Source organism: Paraburkholderia sp. EG286A (genome assembly GCF_040965375.1).
GTDB lineage: Bacteria > Pseudomonadota > Gammaproteobacteria > Burkholderiales > Burkholderiaceae > Paraburkholderia.
On record NZ_JBFRCB010000003.1, the window covers coordinates 30,784 to 45,290 of the forward strand.

At 64.6% G+C, this 14,507-nt stretch carries 13 protein-coding genes; 9 read left to right on the forward strand and 4 right to left on the reverse strand.

Annotation, left to right across the window (positions count from 1 at the left end; genetic code table 11):
• Positions 1 to 723 (forward strand): hypothetical protein, encoded by a 723-nt coding sequence (locus tag AB4Y35_RS12880; protein ID WP_368704678.1) that lies wholly within the window; start codon positions 1 to 3, stop codon positions 721 to 723.
• Between the two features lie 179 nt (positions 724 to 902).
• A complete protein-coding gene (gene guaA / locus AB4Y35_RS12885; RefSeq protein ID WP_133181242.1) occupies positions 903 to 2,486 on the forward strand; it encodes a glutamine-hydrolyzing GMP synthase in 1,584 nt (527 codons plus the stop codon).
• Between the two features lie 81 nt (positions 2,487 to 2,567).
• On the opposite strand, the gene AB4Y35_RS12890 is transcribed toward guaA, so the two are convergent.
• From AB4Y35_RS12890 to AB4Y35_RS12905, 4 genes are all read right to left on the reverse strand, one after another.
• Positions 2,568 to 3,560: a sugar-binding protein gene (locus tag AB4Y35_RS12890; protein WP_368704679.1), complete on the reverse strand. Its 993-nt coding sequence runs from the start codon at positions 3,558 to 3,560 to the stop codon at positions 2,568 to 2,570.
• A 187-nt stretch (positions 3,561 to 3,747) separates the two neighbouring features.
• Positions 3,748 to 4,743: an ABC transporter permease gene (locus AB4Y35_RS12895; RefSeq protein WP_368704680.1), complete on the reverse strand. Its 996-nt coding sequence runs from the start codon at positions 4,741 to 4,743 to the stop codon at positions 3,748 to 3,750.
• A 257-nt stretch (positions 4,744 to 5,000) separates the two neighbouring features.
• Positions 5,001 to 5,741, reverse strand: a complete 741-nt coding sequence (locus AB4Y35_RS12900; protein ID WP_368686114.1) for an ATP-binding cassette domain-containing protein — start codon at positions 5,739 to 5,741, stop codon at positions 5,001 to 5,003.
• 209 nt (positions 5,742 to 5,950) lie between these two features.
• Complete coding sequence (locus AB4Y35_RS12905) at positions 5,951 to 6,424, reverse strand: Lrp/AsnC family transcriptional regulator (RefSeq protein WP_069265638.1); 474 nt, start codon at positions 6,422 to 6,424, stop codon at positions 5,951 to 5,953.
• Between the two features lie 254 nt (positions 6,425 to 6,678).
• On the opposite strand from AB4Y35_RS12905, the gene AB4Y35_RS12910 reads away from it, so the two are divergent.
• The 7 genes from AB4Y35_RS12910 to AB4Y35_RS12940 all read left to right on the forward strand — a co-directional run bounded on the left by AB4Y35_RS12910 (position 6,679) and on the right by AB4Y35_RS12940 (position 14,501).
• The gene (locus AB4Y35_RS12910; protein ID WP_368704681.1) at positions 6,679 to 8,073 is read left to right on the forward strand and encodes an amino acid permease; all 1,395 of its coding nucleotides are present in this window, start codon (positions 6,679 to 6,681) and stop codon (positions 8,071 to 8,073) included.
• 49 nt (positions 8,074 to 8,122) lie between these two features.
• On the forward strand, positions 8,123 to 9,319 hold the full coding sequence (locus AB4Y35_RS12915) for an amino acid aminotransferase (RefSeq protein ID WP_368704682.1): 1,197 nt from the start codon (positions 8,123 to 8,125) through the stop codon (positions 9,317 to 9,319).
• Positions 9,320 to 9,611: 292 nt separating this feature from the next.
• Entirely contained in the window at positions 9,612 to 10,025 is a 414-nt protein-coding gene (locus AB4Y35_RS12920) for a DnaJ family domain-containing protein (protein WP_368704683.1), read from the forward strand.
• A 98-nt stretch (positions 10,026 to 10,123) separates the two neighbouring features.
• The gene (gene tadA, locus AB4Y35_RS12925; RefSeq protein WP_368705397.1) at positions 10,124 to 10,717 is read left to right on the forward strand and encodes a tRNA adenosine(34) deaminase TadA; all 594 of its coding nucleotides are present in this window, start codon (positions 10,124 to 10,126) and stop codon (positions 10,715 to 10,717) included.
• A gap of 25 nt (positions 10,718 to 10,742) precedes the next feature.
• The gene (ldcA, locus tag AB4Y35_RS12930; RefSeq protein ID WP_368704684.1) at positions 10,743 to 11,669 is read left to right on the forward strand and encodes a muramoyltetrapeptide carboxypeptidase; all 927 of its coding nucleotides are present in this window, start codon (positions 10,743 to 10,745) and stop codon (positions 11,667 to 11,669) included.
• A gap of 309 nt (positions 11,670 to 11,978) precedes the next feature.
• A complete protein-coding gene (locus tag AB4Y35_RS12935) occupies positions 11,979 to 12,701 on the forward strand; it encodes a GntR family transcriptional regulator (protein ID WP_321925473.1) in 723 nt (240 codons plus the stop codon).
• Positions 12,702 to 12,986: 285 nt separating this feature from the next.
• Positions 12,987 to 14,501, forward strand: coding sequence for an NCS1 family nucleobase:cation symporter-1 (locus tag AB4Y35_RS12940; RefSeq protein ID WP_368686108.1), 1,515 nt, complete (start codon positions 12,987 to 12,989; stop codon positions 14,499 to 14,501).
• The last annotated feature ends 6 nt before the right edge of the window (positions 14,502 to 14,507 follow it).

The window sequence follows — 14,507 nt, forward strand, 5'->3', positions numbered from 1 at the left end:
ATGAAGCCGCTGCTGCGCGTGCTGCTGATTGTCGATGCGTTGACGTTGCTGGGGTTCGGCGTGCTGTTCGTTCTCACGCCCTGGACCCTCGTCTACAACGCGTTGCAACTGGTGCAAACGCAGCCGGCGCTCGTTGGGCAGGCGTTCGGCGTGGTGCTGCTGGGTTTCGCGTGGCTCGCGCTGCGCGCGGCCTTCCACGGGGAGATGACACTGCCTGTGGGCCGCACCGTGGGGCACGTCAACTGGATTGCCGGCGTGCTGATGCTGGTCTGGCTGATCGGGCTGCGTGCGCCGCAGCTCACGGGTTTTGGCCAGTTGGTGGCAGGTGCGGTTGGGGTGTGGCTGATCGTCCTCGGCCTCGGCGGCGTCCGGCTCGCGGGCGCGGTGCGCAAGCGCCAGAAAGGGCAGGCGAGCGGCAGTTCCGCGCAGCAGCGCAAGGCGGAGAAGGCGCAGCCCGAACGTCGCGAAGAGCCAGTGTCGTACGCGAAGCCGGGCTTTCTGCGAACGATGGCGAGGGGCGGTGCGCAAGCGGCAAAGCGGCCGGCAGCGCCGGTCGAACCCGTTGTGCAGGTCCCGACCGTGACGCCCGCAGCGGTTCCGCCGGTTACGCCCCGTCCAGCGCCGGTTACGCCGCCGCCCGCCAGTCCGGCGCAGGCTCGAGAGGCTCGCGAGACGGCTCGCGACGAGGCGGCCGACGCACCGAGGCCGCCGCTGCGTGGCTGAGGCCGCGCGCAAACCCGGCCTCCCAAACAGCAGACGCAGTGCGCCCGAAGCACACCCGAACTTGCGCCACCCGGTGCCGCCGTAGCACGGCGCTCCGGTCCTGATGAATTCACGCTGCGCGCGTTTGAACTGCCGCGCGGCTTTCCGTATCCGTTCTTTTTTAGGTCTCGTCCGCAGCCATGCACGACAAAATCCTGATCCTCGACTTCGGCTCGCAAGTCACCCAGCTCATTGCGCGCCGCGTGCGCGAAGCCCACGTTTATTCGGAAATCCATCCGTACGATGTGGACGACGCGTTCGTGCGCGAATTCGCGCCGAAGGGCATCATCCTCTCCGGCGGCCCGAACTCGGTCACCGACACCGACACGCCGCGCGCGCCGCAAGCCGTGTTTGAACTGGGCGTGCCGGTTCTCGGCATTTGCTACGGCATGCAGACGATGGCGGAGCAGCTCGGCGGCAAGGTGGACGGCGGCCACCTGCGCGAATTCGGCTACGCCGAAGTGCGCGCGCGCAACCACACGAGCTTCCTCGAAGGCATCGAGGACTTCCGCACGAGTGAAGGCCACGGCATGCTCAAGGTGTGGATGAGCCACGGCGACAAGGTCACGGAAATGCCGGCGGGCTTCCAGCTGATGGCATCGACGGAATCGTGCCCGATCGCGGCCATGGCCGACGAAGCGCGTCACTTCTACGGCCTGCAATGGCACCCGGAAGTCACGCACACGGTGCAGGGCCGCGCGATGCTCGAGCGCTTCGTGCTTGGCATCTGCGGCGCGAAGGCCGACTGGGAGATGGGCCACTACATCGACGAAGCCGTCGAGACGATCCGCAAGCAGGTGGGCAACGAGCACGTGATTCTCGGCCTCTCGGGCGGCGTGGATTCGTCGGTGGCGGCGGCGCTGCTGCATCGTGCGATTGGCGACCAGCTGACCTGCGTGTTCGTCGATCACGGCCTGCTGCGTCTGAACGAAGCCGAGCAGGTGATGTCGATGTTCGCCGACAACCTCGGCGTGAAGGTGATCCATGTCGACGCGAGCGAAGCGTTCATGTCGAAGCTCGCGGGCGTGACCGATCCGGAAGCGAAGCGCAAGATCATCGGCGCGGAGTTCGTCGAAGTGTTCCAGACCGAAGCGGGCAAGCTCACCGACGCCAAATGGCTCGCGCAGGGCACGATCTATCCGGACGTCATCGAGTCGGCCGGCAAGGGCAAGAAGGCCGCGCACACGATCAAGAGCCACCACAACGTGGGCGGCCTGCCGGAGACGCTCAACCTCAAGCTGCTCGAACCGCTGCGCGAACTCTTCAAGGACGAAGTGCGCGAACTGGGCGTGAAGCTCGGCCTGCCGCATGAAATGGTCTATCGCCATCCGTTCCCGGGCCCGGGCCTCGGCGTGCGCATTCTCGGCGAAGTGAAGCGCGATTTCGCGGATCTGCTGCGCCGTGCCGATGCGATCTTCATCGAGACGCTGCGTAACACGATCGACAAGGAAACCGGCAAGTCGTGGTACGAGCTCACGAGCCAGGCGTTCGCCGTGTTCCTGCCGGTCAAGAGCGTGGGCGTGATGGGCGACGGCCGCACCTACGAGTATGTCGTTGCGCTGCGCGCGGTGCAGACGCTCGACTTCATGACGGCGCACTGGGCGCACCTGCCGCACGAACTGCTGGGCCACGTGTCGAACCGCATCATCAATGAAGTGCGCGGCATCAACCGTGTGGTGTACGACATCTCGGGCAAGCCGCCCGCGACGATCGAATGGGAATGATGCTTTCCCGCTAGCCTGCTGGCGAAGCAAAAAACCCGCGTTCGGCACCGTGTGCCGGCGCGGGTTTTTTACTTCCGGCGCTCAATGCTTCAGGCACGTATCCGCGTTCTTCCAGGTGCAAACATCGAGACCCGTGTGAACGATCGGCTTGACCGTCTTGCCTGCGGCGAGGTCGCGCATCACCATCGCCGCCTGATAGCCCATTTCCTCAGGCCGCTGCCCGACCAGCGCATTGACCTTGTGGTCCTTGAGGGCCTGCAGCTCCGGCCCGAGCGTATCGGCTGAAACGATCACGAACTGGCCGCTGTTGATCTTGTCCATGATCGGCGCGACGACCTGCGAATACGCCTCGGGTGCGAAGAGCGGCCAGCCGCCCTCGAACACGAACGCCTGCAGCGTGCTGGCGTTCGCAGTGAGCGTGTCCTGCATCATCTGGTTCGCTTTCGCGGCGTCGTCGTTCACGTAGAGCGGGCACGCGCTGATCTCATGCCAGTTGTTTTCGCCCGCCAGCTTCTTGATGCCTTTCTTGCCCGAGAGCACGTCGCGCGTGCCCTGGGCGCGCTGGTTGATGTTCTCGGCCGCTGGGTTGCCCATCACGAGACAGATGTTGCCGCCCTTGGGCATCAGCGTCTTCAGCTGCTCGCCGAGCTTCACGCCCAGCTCGTAGTTGTCGGTGCCGACATAAGACTTGCGTAACGACTGGTCCTTCGGCAGCAGGTCGGCGTCCGCGGTGATGATCGGGATCTTCGCGTTACGGCGGCGGATTACTTCGGCGATGGCCGGCGCGTTCGACGGCGAAATCGCAATCGCCGCGACGCCCTTGGTCAGCAGGTCGTCGACGATCTGCACTTCGGCGCTTTCGTCCGCGGCCGTCGCGGGGCCCGTGTAGTAGCAGTTGTAGCCCTGTTTGCTGAGCTCCTTGTTGGCCCGGTCGCAGCCTTGGTGCATGAGGTCGAAGTACGGATTGTCGAGGCCCTTCACGACCAGCGCGAGGGTCTTGTCGGCTGCATAGGCGGAAGAGGCCAGCATGGCGAGCCCTCCGATCGCAGCGAGATACTTCCACGCATTCTTCATGGTTTCCTCCTGTTCGGCGCCGGTTGTACGGCGCGCGTGTCTCGTACAGTTTTCGTCATCGGAAGGAAAGCCCGCGCCCGTGCCTTGGGCTTTCGGCGGAACCTCGCGCGAAACTAGCCGCGTTTCTTGTGATGGCTGACGGCCGGTGGTTCCGCTTGCAGTCCGGCCGCGCCTCCCTGAATTCCGTTCAGTCTCCTTGCCGCTCGCCGCCGAGCCGGTTGAACAGCACGGCGATGATGATGAAGCCGCCCACGACCGTGCCCTGCCAGAACGAATCGACGCCGAGCAGGATCAGGCTGTTGCGGATCACTTCGATGAGCGCGGCGCCGACGATCGTGCCGAACGCGCTGCCCACGCCGCCCGCGAGATTGGTGCCGCCGATCACCGTGGCGGCGATCACGCGTAGTTCGTCGCCGGTGCCGAGGCCGGTGGTCACGGCGCCGAGCCAGCCCACTTCGAGAACGGCGGCGACGCCTGCCATCAGGCCGCCCAGCACATAGACCGAGCAGATCACGCGCCGTACCGGCACGCCCGTGAGATTGGCCGCATGACGGTTGCCGCCGACCGCGAAGACATAGCGGCCCCAGCGCGTGAAGGCGAAGGCGAACCAGAACAGCACGCCGAGGACGATCAGAAACCACACGGGATTGGCCACGCCGAGCGTTTTGCCGCCGCCGAGCACGAGGAGCTTGTGCCCGTCGGGTCCGAATTCGAAGATGGTCCGGCTCCCGGAGATCACGAGCGCGAGGCTGCGGCCCACGCTCAGCATGCCGAGCGTCACGACGAACGGCTGCATGTTGAGATAGGCGATGAGCAGGCCGTTCACGAGGCCGACCACGCCCGCCGTGAGCAGGCCGAGGCCGATGCCGGCCCAGATCGGGTAGCCCGCGTTCATCGTGACGGAGAGCACGATGCCGCTCAGGCCGATCGTCGAGCCGACCGAAATGTCGATCCCGCCCGTGACGATAATGGCCATCATCCCCAGCGCAACGATGGCGACGAAGGCGAAGTTGCGCGTGACGTTGAATAGATTTTGCTGGGTCGCGAACGTCGAGGTGACGAACGAGAGCAGGACGCAGGCGGCGAGCGTCGCGAGCACCACCCAGAACACCTGGCTTGCGAGCAGTCCGCTCCAGCGGGTGTGGGTCTTCGCGGATTGGGGATCGTCAAGCAGTGTTGGCATCGGGTTCGGCCTTTGCGGCGCATCGTTCAATTTCGGGTCTCCTGTCGGCCGCACTTAGCGCTTTAGCGCTTGGTGCGGCCCCATGCAAAGCTGTCGGCGCGCACTTGGCGCTTTAGCGCTTGGTGCGGCCCCATGCAAAGCTGTCGGCGCGCACTTAGCGCTTTAGCGCTTAGTGCGGCCCCATGCAAAGCTGTCGGCGCGCACTTGGCGCTTTAGCGCTTGGTGCGGCCCCATGCAACGCAGTCGCGCGGGCCGCTTCAGGCGGCGGCGATGGCTCCGGTGATCAGGCCGGTGACTTCCTCCGGCGACGAGGCTTCGATCTGCTTGTCCGCAACCATGCGCCCGCGCCGCATGACGACCACGCGGTGGGCGACTTCGAAAACGTCGGGCATGCGGTGACTGATGAGAATCACGGCAATACCGTGTTCGGACAGGCGTTTGATGAGGTCGAGCACCTGCACTACCTGGCGCACGCTGATCGCGGCGGTGGGTTCGTCCATGAGCACGAGCCGCGCCTCGGACAGTCGCGTGCGCGCAATCGCCACGGCCTGGCGCTGGCCGCCCGACATCTGCCGGACGAGATCGCGCGGGCGCGTTTCGGACTTCAGTTCCTTGAACAGTTCGGCGGCGCGCCGGTACATGGCCGCGTGATCGAGCACGCGAAAGGGCCATATGCCGATGCGCGGCTCGCGCCCGAGAAAGACGTTGGCCGCCGCCGTGAGGTTGTCGCAGAGCGCGAGGTCCTGATAGACGACCTCGATGCCCTTGGCGCGGGCATCCACGGGGCGGCTGAAATGAACGGGCTTGCCGTCGATGAGGACTTCGCCGTGAGAGGGCGGGAAGTTGCCGGCGATGACCTTCACCAGCGTCGATTTTCCGGCCCCGTTGTCGCCCATGAGTCCGACCACCTGGCCGGGTTCCAGGCTCAACGTTACGTCGGTCAGTGCCTGAATGGCGCCAAAATGCCTGGAAATGCCTCTGAGCTCAAGAAGACTCATGGACTGTCGCGCTCGCGCTTGTGAGGCCGCCCGTTGCAGTGTCCAGGGTGGCCGGGAGACATGCTAACTAGCCTGTTTTTTAGAGCACGATGGGCCTTTTAGCAAGACTATTTCATCAGCCGGTCCTGCGGCGCCGCCAGCGGGCCGCCGATGAGATAAAATTGCGCTTTCGCCGAAAAACCCCGCCAGACGGACCTGGTGCGCTTGTCTCAGGCTTCCAGCGGCATCGCGCTCGTCCCCTTGAGTTCATCGAGGCAGACGATCGACTGCACGCTGTTCACGCCGGGCGCGCGCATCAGCGTATCGAGCAGGAACTCGGAAAGCGCCTTGAGATCGCGCGCCACCACCTTCAGAACGTAGTCGATATCGCCAGTCACGGAGTAGCACTCCTGCACCTGCGGCAACGTCGCGACGAGTTCCTTGAACTTGACGAGCTCGCGCATGTGCCCGCGCTCCATCGTTACCTGAATGAAGGCGACCACGCCGAAGCCGAGTGCCTGCGCGTCGAGGCGCGTCTCGTAGCGCCGGATCACGCCGAGCTCCTCGAGCCGCCGGTGACGCCTGAGCGTCTGCGCGGGCGAGAGCTTGATCGCGGCCGCGAGTTCGAGGTTCGAAGCGCGGCCGCGCTCCTGCAGTGCGGCGAGAAGCCGCATGTCGATCGTATCGAGCGCGAGATTTTGCATTTATCTTGCGTGAGATGGGTTTGAGGCGAGAGGGAATTGTATCAATCAGGGTTTGCCTGCGTACGAGATGAAATCATATTTTTCCGCGTCAACTATACACTGGGCGCACCCGATCGGGCTGGCGGGCAAGACCGCCACGCCCGGCAGCGCGCCGATGCAGAACGTTGTGCGCGCAATTTTATTTCGTGGAGCGGAGCCGGCGTCCTACCCGGATGCTTCGGCCCCGCGCAGATAAGTCGGAGACAGGACGAGACATGGTTTCAAACGACACGCGTGAAAATCGCGGCCAGCTAAAACGCGGCCTCAAGAATCGCCACATCCAGCTCATTGCGTTGGGCGGGGCGATCGGCACGGGCCTGTTCCTCGGCATTGCGCAGACGATTCAGACGGCCGGCCCTTCGGTGCTGCTCGGCTACGGTGTCGCCGGCATCATTGCGTTCTTCATCATGCGGCAACTGGGCGAGATGGTCGTGGACGAGCCCGTCGCCGGTTCGTTCAGCTATTTTGCCGACAAGTATTTCGGCCCGTTCGCGGGCTTTCTGTCGGGCTGGAACTACTGGGTGCTCTACATCCTCGTGAGCATGGCCGAGCTTTCGGCGGTCGGCATCTACATGCACTACTGGTGGCCGACGCTGCCCACATGGGTCTCGGCGCTGGTGTTCTTCGTGGTGATCAACGCCATCAACCTCACGAGCGTCAAGTCGTACGGCGAGCTCGAGTTCTGGTTCGCCATCGTCAAGGTGCTCGCGATCGTCGGCATGATCGCCTTCGGCGGCTGGCTGCTGTTCTCGGGCTCGGCGGGTCCTGAAGCGAGTGTGTCGAACCTCTGGCGCAATGGCGGTTTCTTCCCGCACGGCGTCTCGGGTCTCGTCATGGCCATGGCGGTCGTGATGTTCTCGTTCGGCGGGCTGGAGCTGGTCGGCATCACCGCGGCAGAGGCCGATGATCCCTCGCACAGCATTCCGCGCGCGACGAACCAGGTGATCTACCGCATCCTGATTTTCTACATCGGCGCGCTCGGCGTGCTGCTCTCGCTCTACCCGTGGCAGAAGGTCGTGGCCGGCGGCAGCCCCTTCGTGCTGATCTTCCACGCGATGAACAGCGACCTCGTGGCCAACGTGCTGAACCTCGTCGTGCTGACGGCGGCGCTCTCGGTCTACAACAGCGGCGTGTACTGCAACAGCCGCATGCTCTATGGTCTCGCGCAGCAGGGCAATGCGCCGAAGGCGCTGCTCAAGGTGAGCCGGCGCGGCATTCCGCTGGCGGCGCTCGGTGTGTCGGCGTTCGTCACGGCGGCCTGCGTGATCATCAACTACTTCATGCCGGGCAAGGCCTTCGAACTGCTGATGGGACTTGTCGTGTCCGCACTCATCATCAACTGGGCGATGATCAGCCTGATTCACCTGAAGTTCCGCCGCGAGAAGGCACGCACCGGTCAGACGACCACGTTCCGCAGCCTCGGCTATCCGCTCACGAATTACGTGTGTCTCGCGTTCCTCGGCGGCATTCTCGTTGTAATGTATCTGATTCCGGATCTGCGCATTTCCGTGTACCTGATTCCGGTCTGGCTGGGCGTGCTTGGGCTCGCCTACCGCCTGTGGTGCCGCAAGTCGGCGCCGGCGCTGCAACGCGGCGTGCCGGCACCGTAACCGCTGCCCGCCATTACCGTCCCGAATTTCGTCCAGAGAGTTAAACAGCATGTTCGAACACATCGATGCCTACCCCGGCGACCCGATCCTCTCGCTCAACGAGAACTTCCAGAAGGACCCGCGTCAGAACAAGGTCAATCTGAGCATTGGCATCTACTTCGACGACGAAGGCCGTTTGCCCGTCATGAAGGCCGTTCACGCGGCCGAGGCGGCGATTCTCGAGGAGCCGGGTCCGAAGCCGTATCTGCCGATGGCCGGCTTCGCGCAGTATCGCGACGCCGTGCAGGCACTGGTGTTCGGCGCCGACTGCCCGTCGCGCGCGGCCGGCCGCATCGCGACCGTGCAGACGCTGGGCGGCTCGGGCGCGCTCAAGGTGGGCGCCGATTTCATCAAGCGCTACTTTGCGACCAGCCAGGTGTGGGTGAGCGATCCGACGTGGGAGAACCATCGCTTCATCTTCGAGCGCGCGGGCTTCACGGTGAACACGTACCCGTACTACGACGAGGTGACGGGCGGCCTGAAGTTCGAGGCGATGCTCTCGGCCATCGACGCGCTGCCGGCGAAGAGTGTCGTCCTGTTGCACGCGTGCTGCCATAACCCGACGGGCGTCGACCTCGATCGCGCGCAATGGGAGCAGCTGATCGATGTGCTGCAAAAGCGCGACCTGCTGCCGTTCGTCGATATGGCGTATCAGGGCTTCGGCGCGGGCCTCGAGGACGACGCGTTCGCGGTGCGCGAGCTTGCGCGCCGCGGCGTGCCGGCGCTCGTGGCGAATTCGTTCTCGAAGAACTTCTCGCTCTACGGCGAGCGTTGCGGTGGCCTGCACGTGATCTGCGAAGACGCGGCGGCTGCCGATCGCGTGCTCGGCCAGCTCACGGGCTCGGTGCGCGCGAACTACAGCAATCCGCCGACGCACGGCGCGAAGATCGTCACGCGCGTGCTGGGCACGCCGGATCTGAAGGCGTCGTGGGAGCAGGAGCTGGCGGCCATGTGCGAGCGCATTGCGCGCATGCGCGTGGCGATTCACGACGGCCTGCGCGCGCATGCCGGCGAAGCGGCGCTCGCGCGCTACGTGAAGCAGCGCGGCATGTTCACGTACACGGGCTTGAGCGAGAAGCAGGTCGAGCGCCTGAAAGCGGAATTCGGCGTGTACATCCTGCGCTCGGGCCGCATGTGCGTGGCAGGCCTGAACGAGAAGAACGTGAGCGTGGTGGTCGACGCGGTCGGCAAGGTGATGAAGGACTAAGGGAAGGGCGGGGCTGAATGCCCCTGGATGTTTCCAGCGCCGCTGGTGTGCCGGTATGAGCCGGACACGCCAGCGGCGTTTTCGCGTCCAGCCCCCAGAACCGCATGCAGCATCCACCGGCAACGCCGCCTGCCATCAAACGATTCCCGATTTCGTCGCCAGTGTCAGTTCATCCGCATCAAACCGCCGGTCTGTCAAGCTGCAGGCGGTAGATGGCACACATGCCGGCCGCGCACGGTCTTCCAGGTCTTCCCCTGATAGAATGCGTGAGCCGCAACGTAGTGGATTGCTGATGAAATTGCTTGATGCCCTCGTCGAACAACGGATTGCCGCCGCGGCCGCGCGCGGTGACTTCGACGACCTGCCCGGCGCCGGTGCGCCGCAGACGCTCGACGACGACCTGCTCGTGCCCGAAGAAGTGCGCATAGCCCACCGCATCCTGAAGAACGCGGGCTTCGTGCCGCCCGCAGTCGAACAGCTGCGGGCCTTGCGCGACCTCGAGGACGAGCTCGCCACGGTGGGCGACAAGGCCGCGCAATGCCGTCTGCGCGCGCGCATGCTGGCGCTCGACATGGCGCTCGAATCCTTGCGCGGCGGACCGATGGTCGTGCCGCACGAATATCGCCGCCGCATCGCGGAGCGTTTGTCCGAACGCGCAGCGGGCGGCGAGCCCGGCCTCCCGGGGCTCCCGGCGGGGGCGGCGTGACGGGCTCTCCCGTCCAGCCAGACGCCCCCGGCGGCGAACGCGAAGAGGCGCACCCGGTGGTCACTTCGCCTGCCGGATCGGTTCCCGCCGATCCGCTCGTGACGGCGTCCACCGCCGCGCCTGACTCCGACTGCCAACCCGATTCCGTCTCCGAGCGCGACCGGCATTTCATGCGCCTCGCGCAGACCGCCGCCGAAGAGGCGCGCGCCGCCGGTGAAGTGCCGGTGGGCGCGGTGCTCGTGCGTGGCGACGAAGTGATCGCCTCGGGCTTCAATCACCCGATCGGCGCGCACGATCCCTCCGCGCACGCCGAAATGGCGGCCTTGCGCGCGGGCGCGCACGCGCTGGGTAACTACCGCTTGCCCGGCTGCGAACTCTATGTGACCCTTGAACCGTGCCTGATGTGTGCCGGCGCGATCATGCACGCGCGCATCGCACGTGTGGTGTTCGGCGCGCATGACCCGAAAACCGGCGCATGCGGCAGCGTGGTCGACGCCTTCGCCAACGAGCAGCTCAATCATCACACGAGCGTGTCCGGAGGCGTGCTGGCCCACGAGTGCGGCGAGGCGCTGCGCGCGTTCTTCGCTGACCGCCGACGCGCGAGCCGGGAAGCGCGCCGCAAGGCCCGGGAACAGGCTGAGCAAGCGCAGGAAGCGGCTGGCGGCGCCGGTCCGGACGAACCCGCGGGTTGAACCTCACGGTTGAATCGAATTCGACATGACCATTCATCGCACCATCGAGCTGGTTGCTCCATCCGGTTATCCGCATGATTCGGAAGCGGTGCACCGTGCGCTTGCCCGGTTGCGGGCGCAAGGCCATCACGTCAACGGCGTGCAGGCGACCGAGCGGCGCTATCAGCGCTTTGCCGGCACGGATGGCCAGCGCGCGGCCGAACTGAATCGCCTCGCCGACCCGTCGCGTGACCTGCCGGACATCGTACTCGCCGTGCGTGGCGGCTACGGCGCGGTGCGCATCCTGCACGGTCTCGATTACGACGGACTGCAGCGGCGTTTGACAGATCAGCCCATCGCGTTCGTGGGGCATAGCGATTTCACCGCCATCCAGCTCGCGCTGCTCGCACGCGCCGGGCTCACGACGTTCGGCGGCCCGATGCTCTGCAGCGACTTCGGCGCCGAGAGTCTCAGCAGCTTCACGATGCATCACTTCTGGGACGCGCTCTCGAAACCGAACTACACGCTCAAGGTGAACGCGCCGCAGGCCCAGTCGACGAGTGTTTCGGGCACGCTCTGGGGCGGCAACCTGGCCGTGCTGACTTCGTTGATCGGCACGCCATATCTGCCGCCGGTCGAGGGCGGCATCCTGTTCGTCGAAGACGTGAACGAACAGCCGTTCCGCATCGAACGCATGATTTATCAGCTGCATCTGACCGGCATTCTTGCCCGGCAGCAAGCCCTGGTGCTGGGCGACTTCACCGGCCACAAGCAGTTCGATTACGACAACGGCTACGATCTGCGCGAAATGGTGGAGCAGGTGCGTGCCTTGGTTGGCATTCCGGTGGTGACGGGCCTGCCGTTCGGCCATATTCCGGATATGGTCACGCTGCCGATGGGCGCGCCGGCGCAGCTGACCACCACCGCACACGGGTTCGAGCTGACCGTGAGCGGGTATCCGCATCTGAGTTGATTTCCTGCTGACACAGAAGCGCTTTCGGGCGCTTTTTTCATGGAGTCTTATGCAACTAACGGCCAATTCCGCGTGGCGCCAGACCATGTTCACGCCAACGCTTGTTTCCTAAATTGTTGACAAAAAATGTGGCCGGATTGGGGCAGTGAATCACCATGCAGGTGCTGAATTCCCCGAAATAAAGCGCCTTTCACCGATAAGAGGCATGCAGTAGGCGGCGCGGACGTGGGGATCTTCCCCAGGTTCGCCCACAAAATTGTTGACAATATTTGTGTCCAACCTAGGATACCCAACATAGAGAACCGAGCCATGCGAAAGACCGATATCGACGCCGAAGCAACCGGCATGAAGCCCGAGGCAATCGCCGCGCGAATCCGTGCAGCGATTCTCGAGCACCGGCTGCCGCCCGGCGCGAAGTTGACCGAAGCGCAGTTGTGCGAAGTATTTGGCGTGAAGCGCGGCCCAATCCGCCAGGCGCTCGCGCTGCTCGCGAAGGACCATCTCGTGGATCTGGAGCCCAATCGTGGCGCGTTCGTCGCAAGCCCGTCGCTCCAGGAAGTGCACGAGGTGTTCGAGATGCGGCGGATCATCGAGTTGGCAGTAGTGGGGCGCATTTGCAGCGCGCAGCATGGCAACCGCCGGCTGAAGACTATCGGCGAGACGATCCGGCGCGAGCGCAAGGCCTTTGAAGGGCGCGACTTTCCGACGTGGATCCGGCTTTCGGGCGAGTTTCATACGTCGCTCGCCACGCTCACCGGCAATACGGTGCTGTGCGATTGCCTGGGCGGGCTGGTGGCGCGCTCGACGCTGATTTCAGCGCTCTACGAATCGCCGGGACGCAGTCCGTGCTCGTTCGACGATCACGAAGCCATTCTCGCGGCGCTCGAAGCCGGCGACGAGAAAGAGGCCGTCGACCTGATGGTGCGCCACTTGCAGGGCGTCGAGCTCAGGATGCTCGACCGGCCGGCGGGCGCTTCGGTCGACTTGCAGGAAGTGTTCAGCGCGCGCGAGGCGACCTCGCTTGCACGCTGAAGCGCTGCTAAGGCGGCACTGAAACGGATTGCAGTAAAGCGCGGCGGACCACTCCGAACGGTGGCGCCGCGGCTGAACAGGATGGAGTGGGGCGCATGCAGCGCATGCGTACGGCAAGAACAGGCACAGCGTTACAGGGCGCCAGCAGGCGGCGACCGGCGTAGTGCCCGCGAAGGCCAGACCATTCGGGGATATCGCGGCGGCCGCATCCAGCGGCGGTACGCACGCGTTTCGAGGCGTTCAGGCGTCTTTTTTCCGTCGGCATATCCATCCAAGGAGCGGATCATGGCTCAGTTCAGCGCGTCACCTGGCAGTCCGGCAGTGCCCAACTTCGAATCTGGCGAAAGCAGCGAGTCCGCAGACAATCTGCGCTTGCCGGCCGGCTACAGCGAGCGGCTCTACAACCACGACCTTGCTCCCCTCAAGGAGCAGACCTGGGGCGCGTACAACATCTTCGCGTTCTGGATGTCCGACGTGCATAGCGTCGGCGGCTATGTGTTCGCGGGGAGCCTCTTCGCGCTCGGCCTCACGAGCTGGCAAGTGCTCGTCGCGCTAATCGTCGGCATCTCCATCGTCAATGTGCTCTGCAACCTGATCGCGCGGCCGAGCCAGCGTCACGGGGTGCCGTATCCGGTCGCGTGTCGCGGCACCTTCGGCGTGCTCGGCGCCAACATTCCCGCCGTGATTCGCGGCCTCATCGCCGTGGCGTGGTACGGCATCCAGACCTATCTCGCTTCGAGCGCGCTCGTGATCGTCGTGCTCAAGTTCGTTCCGCAACTCATGCCATACGCCGACGTGCACAGGCACGGCTTGCTCGGGCTTTCCGCGGTCGGCTGGGCCGGCTTCATGACACTCTGGGTGCTGCAGGCGTTCGTGTTCTGGAACGGCATGGAGACCATCAAGAAGTTCATCGACTTCGCGGGGCCCGCTGTTTATGTCGTGATGTTCGCGCTCGCGGGCTACATGGTGTATCGCGCGGGCTGGCACAACATCGGCCTGAATCTCGGCGGCGTGAAGTATCACGGTACCGAAGTGATTCCCGTGATGATTACGGCGATCTCGCTCGTGGTGTCGTATTTCTCGGGGCCGATGCTCAATTTCGGCGACTTCTCGCGCTATGGCAAGTCGCTCAAGAGCGTGCACAAGGGCAACTTCTGGGGGTTGCCGGTCAACTTCCTCGCCTTCTCGCTCGTCACGGTCATCACGACGTCGGCAACGCTGCCTGTGTTCGGAGAACTGATTACCGATCCCGTCGAAACGGTCGGCCGCATCGATCATCCGACCGCGGTGATTCTCGGCGCGCTCACGTTCACGATCGCGACCATCGGCATCAACATCGTCGCGAACTTCGTTTCGCCCGCGTTCGATTTTTCCAACGTCGCGCCGCGGCTCATCAGCTGGCGTGCGGGTGGCATGCTCGCCGCCGTGGCCTCGATCTTCATCACGCCGTGGAATCTCTTCAACAACCCGGCTGTGATTCACTACACGCTCGACATACTCGGCGCCTTCATCGGGCCTTTGTACGGTGTCCTGATCGTCGACTTTTATCTCGTGAAGCGCGGACGTCTTGCCGTGGACGATCTCTACTCGGTGTCGCCGAAGGGGGCGTACTGGTATCGCAACGGCGTGAACTGGCGCGCGGTGTCGGCCTTGCTGCCCGCCGCGGTGATCGCGATTCTCTGCGTGATGGTGCCTTCGCTCGGCGGCGCGGCGAACTTCTCGTGGTTCATCGGCGCCGCACTCAGCGCGTTGTTCTACCGCGCGCTCACGATGGGCGAACGCGCTCGCGCAAACGCATGAGCTGCG

Excerpts from the sequence above, each read along its gene's own strand:
- AB4Y35_RS12915 (WP_368704682.1), top strand. The coding sequence starts at position 8,123 with ATGTTCGAACACATCGATGCCTACCCCGGCGACCCGATCCTCTCGCTC.
- AB4Y35_RS12895 (WP_368704680.1), bottom strand. The coding sequence starts at position 4,743 with ATGCCAACACTGCTTGACGATCCCCAATCCGCGAAGACCCACACCCGC.
- guaA (WP_133181242.1), top strand. The coding sequence starts at position 903 with ATGCACGACAAAATCCTGATCCTCGACTTCGGCTCGCAAGTCACCCAG.
- AB4Y35_RS12940 (WP_368686108.1), top strand. The coding sequence starts at position 12,987 with ATGGCTCAGTTCAGCGCGTCACCTGGCAGTCCGGCAGTGCCCAACTTC.
- AB4Y35_RS12920 (WP_368704683.1), top strand. The coding sequence starts at position 9,612 with ATGAAATTGCTTGATGCCCTCGTCGAACAACGGATTGCCGCCGCGGCC.
- AB4Y35_RS12935 (WP_321925473.1), top strand. The coding sequence starts at position 11,979 with ATGCGAAAGACCGATATCGACGCCGAAGCAACCGGCATGAAGCCCGAG.
- AB4Y35_RS12905 (WP_069265638.1), bottom strand. The coding sequence starts at position 6,424 with ATGCAAAATCTCGCGCTCGATACGATCGACATGCGGCTTCTCGCCGCA.
- AB4Y35_RS12910 (WP_368704681.1), top strand. The coding sequence starts at position 6,679 with ATGGTTTCAAACGACACGCGTGAAAATCGCGGCCAGCTAAAACGCGGC.
- AB4Y35_RS12880 (WP_368704678.1), top strand. The coding sequence starts at position 1 with ATGAAGCCGCTGCTGCGCGTGCTGCTGATTGTCGATGCGTTGACGTTG.
- AB4Y35_RS12900 (WP_368686114.1), bottom strand. The coding sequence starts at position 5,741 with ATGAGTCTTCTTGAGCTCAGAGGCATTTCCAGGCATTTTGGCGCCATT.
- AB4Y35_RS12890 (WP_368704679.1), bottom strand. The coding sequence starts at position 3,560 with ATGAAGAATGCGTGGAAGTATCTCGCTGCGATCGGAGGGCTCGCCATG.
- ldcA (WP_368704684.1), top strand. The coding sequence starts at position 10,743 with ATGACCATTCATCGCACCATCGAGCTGGTTGCTCCATCCGGTTATCCG.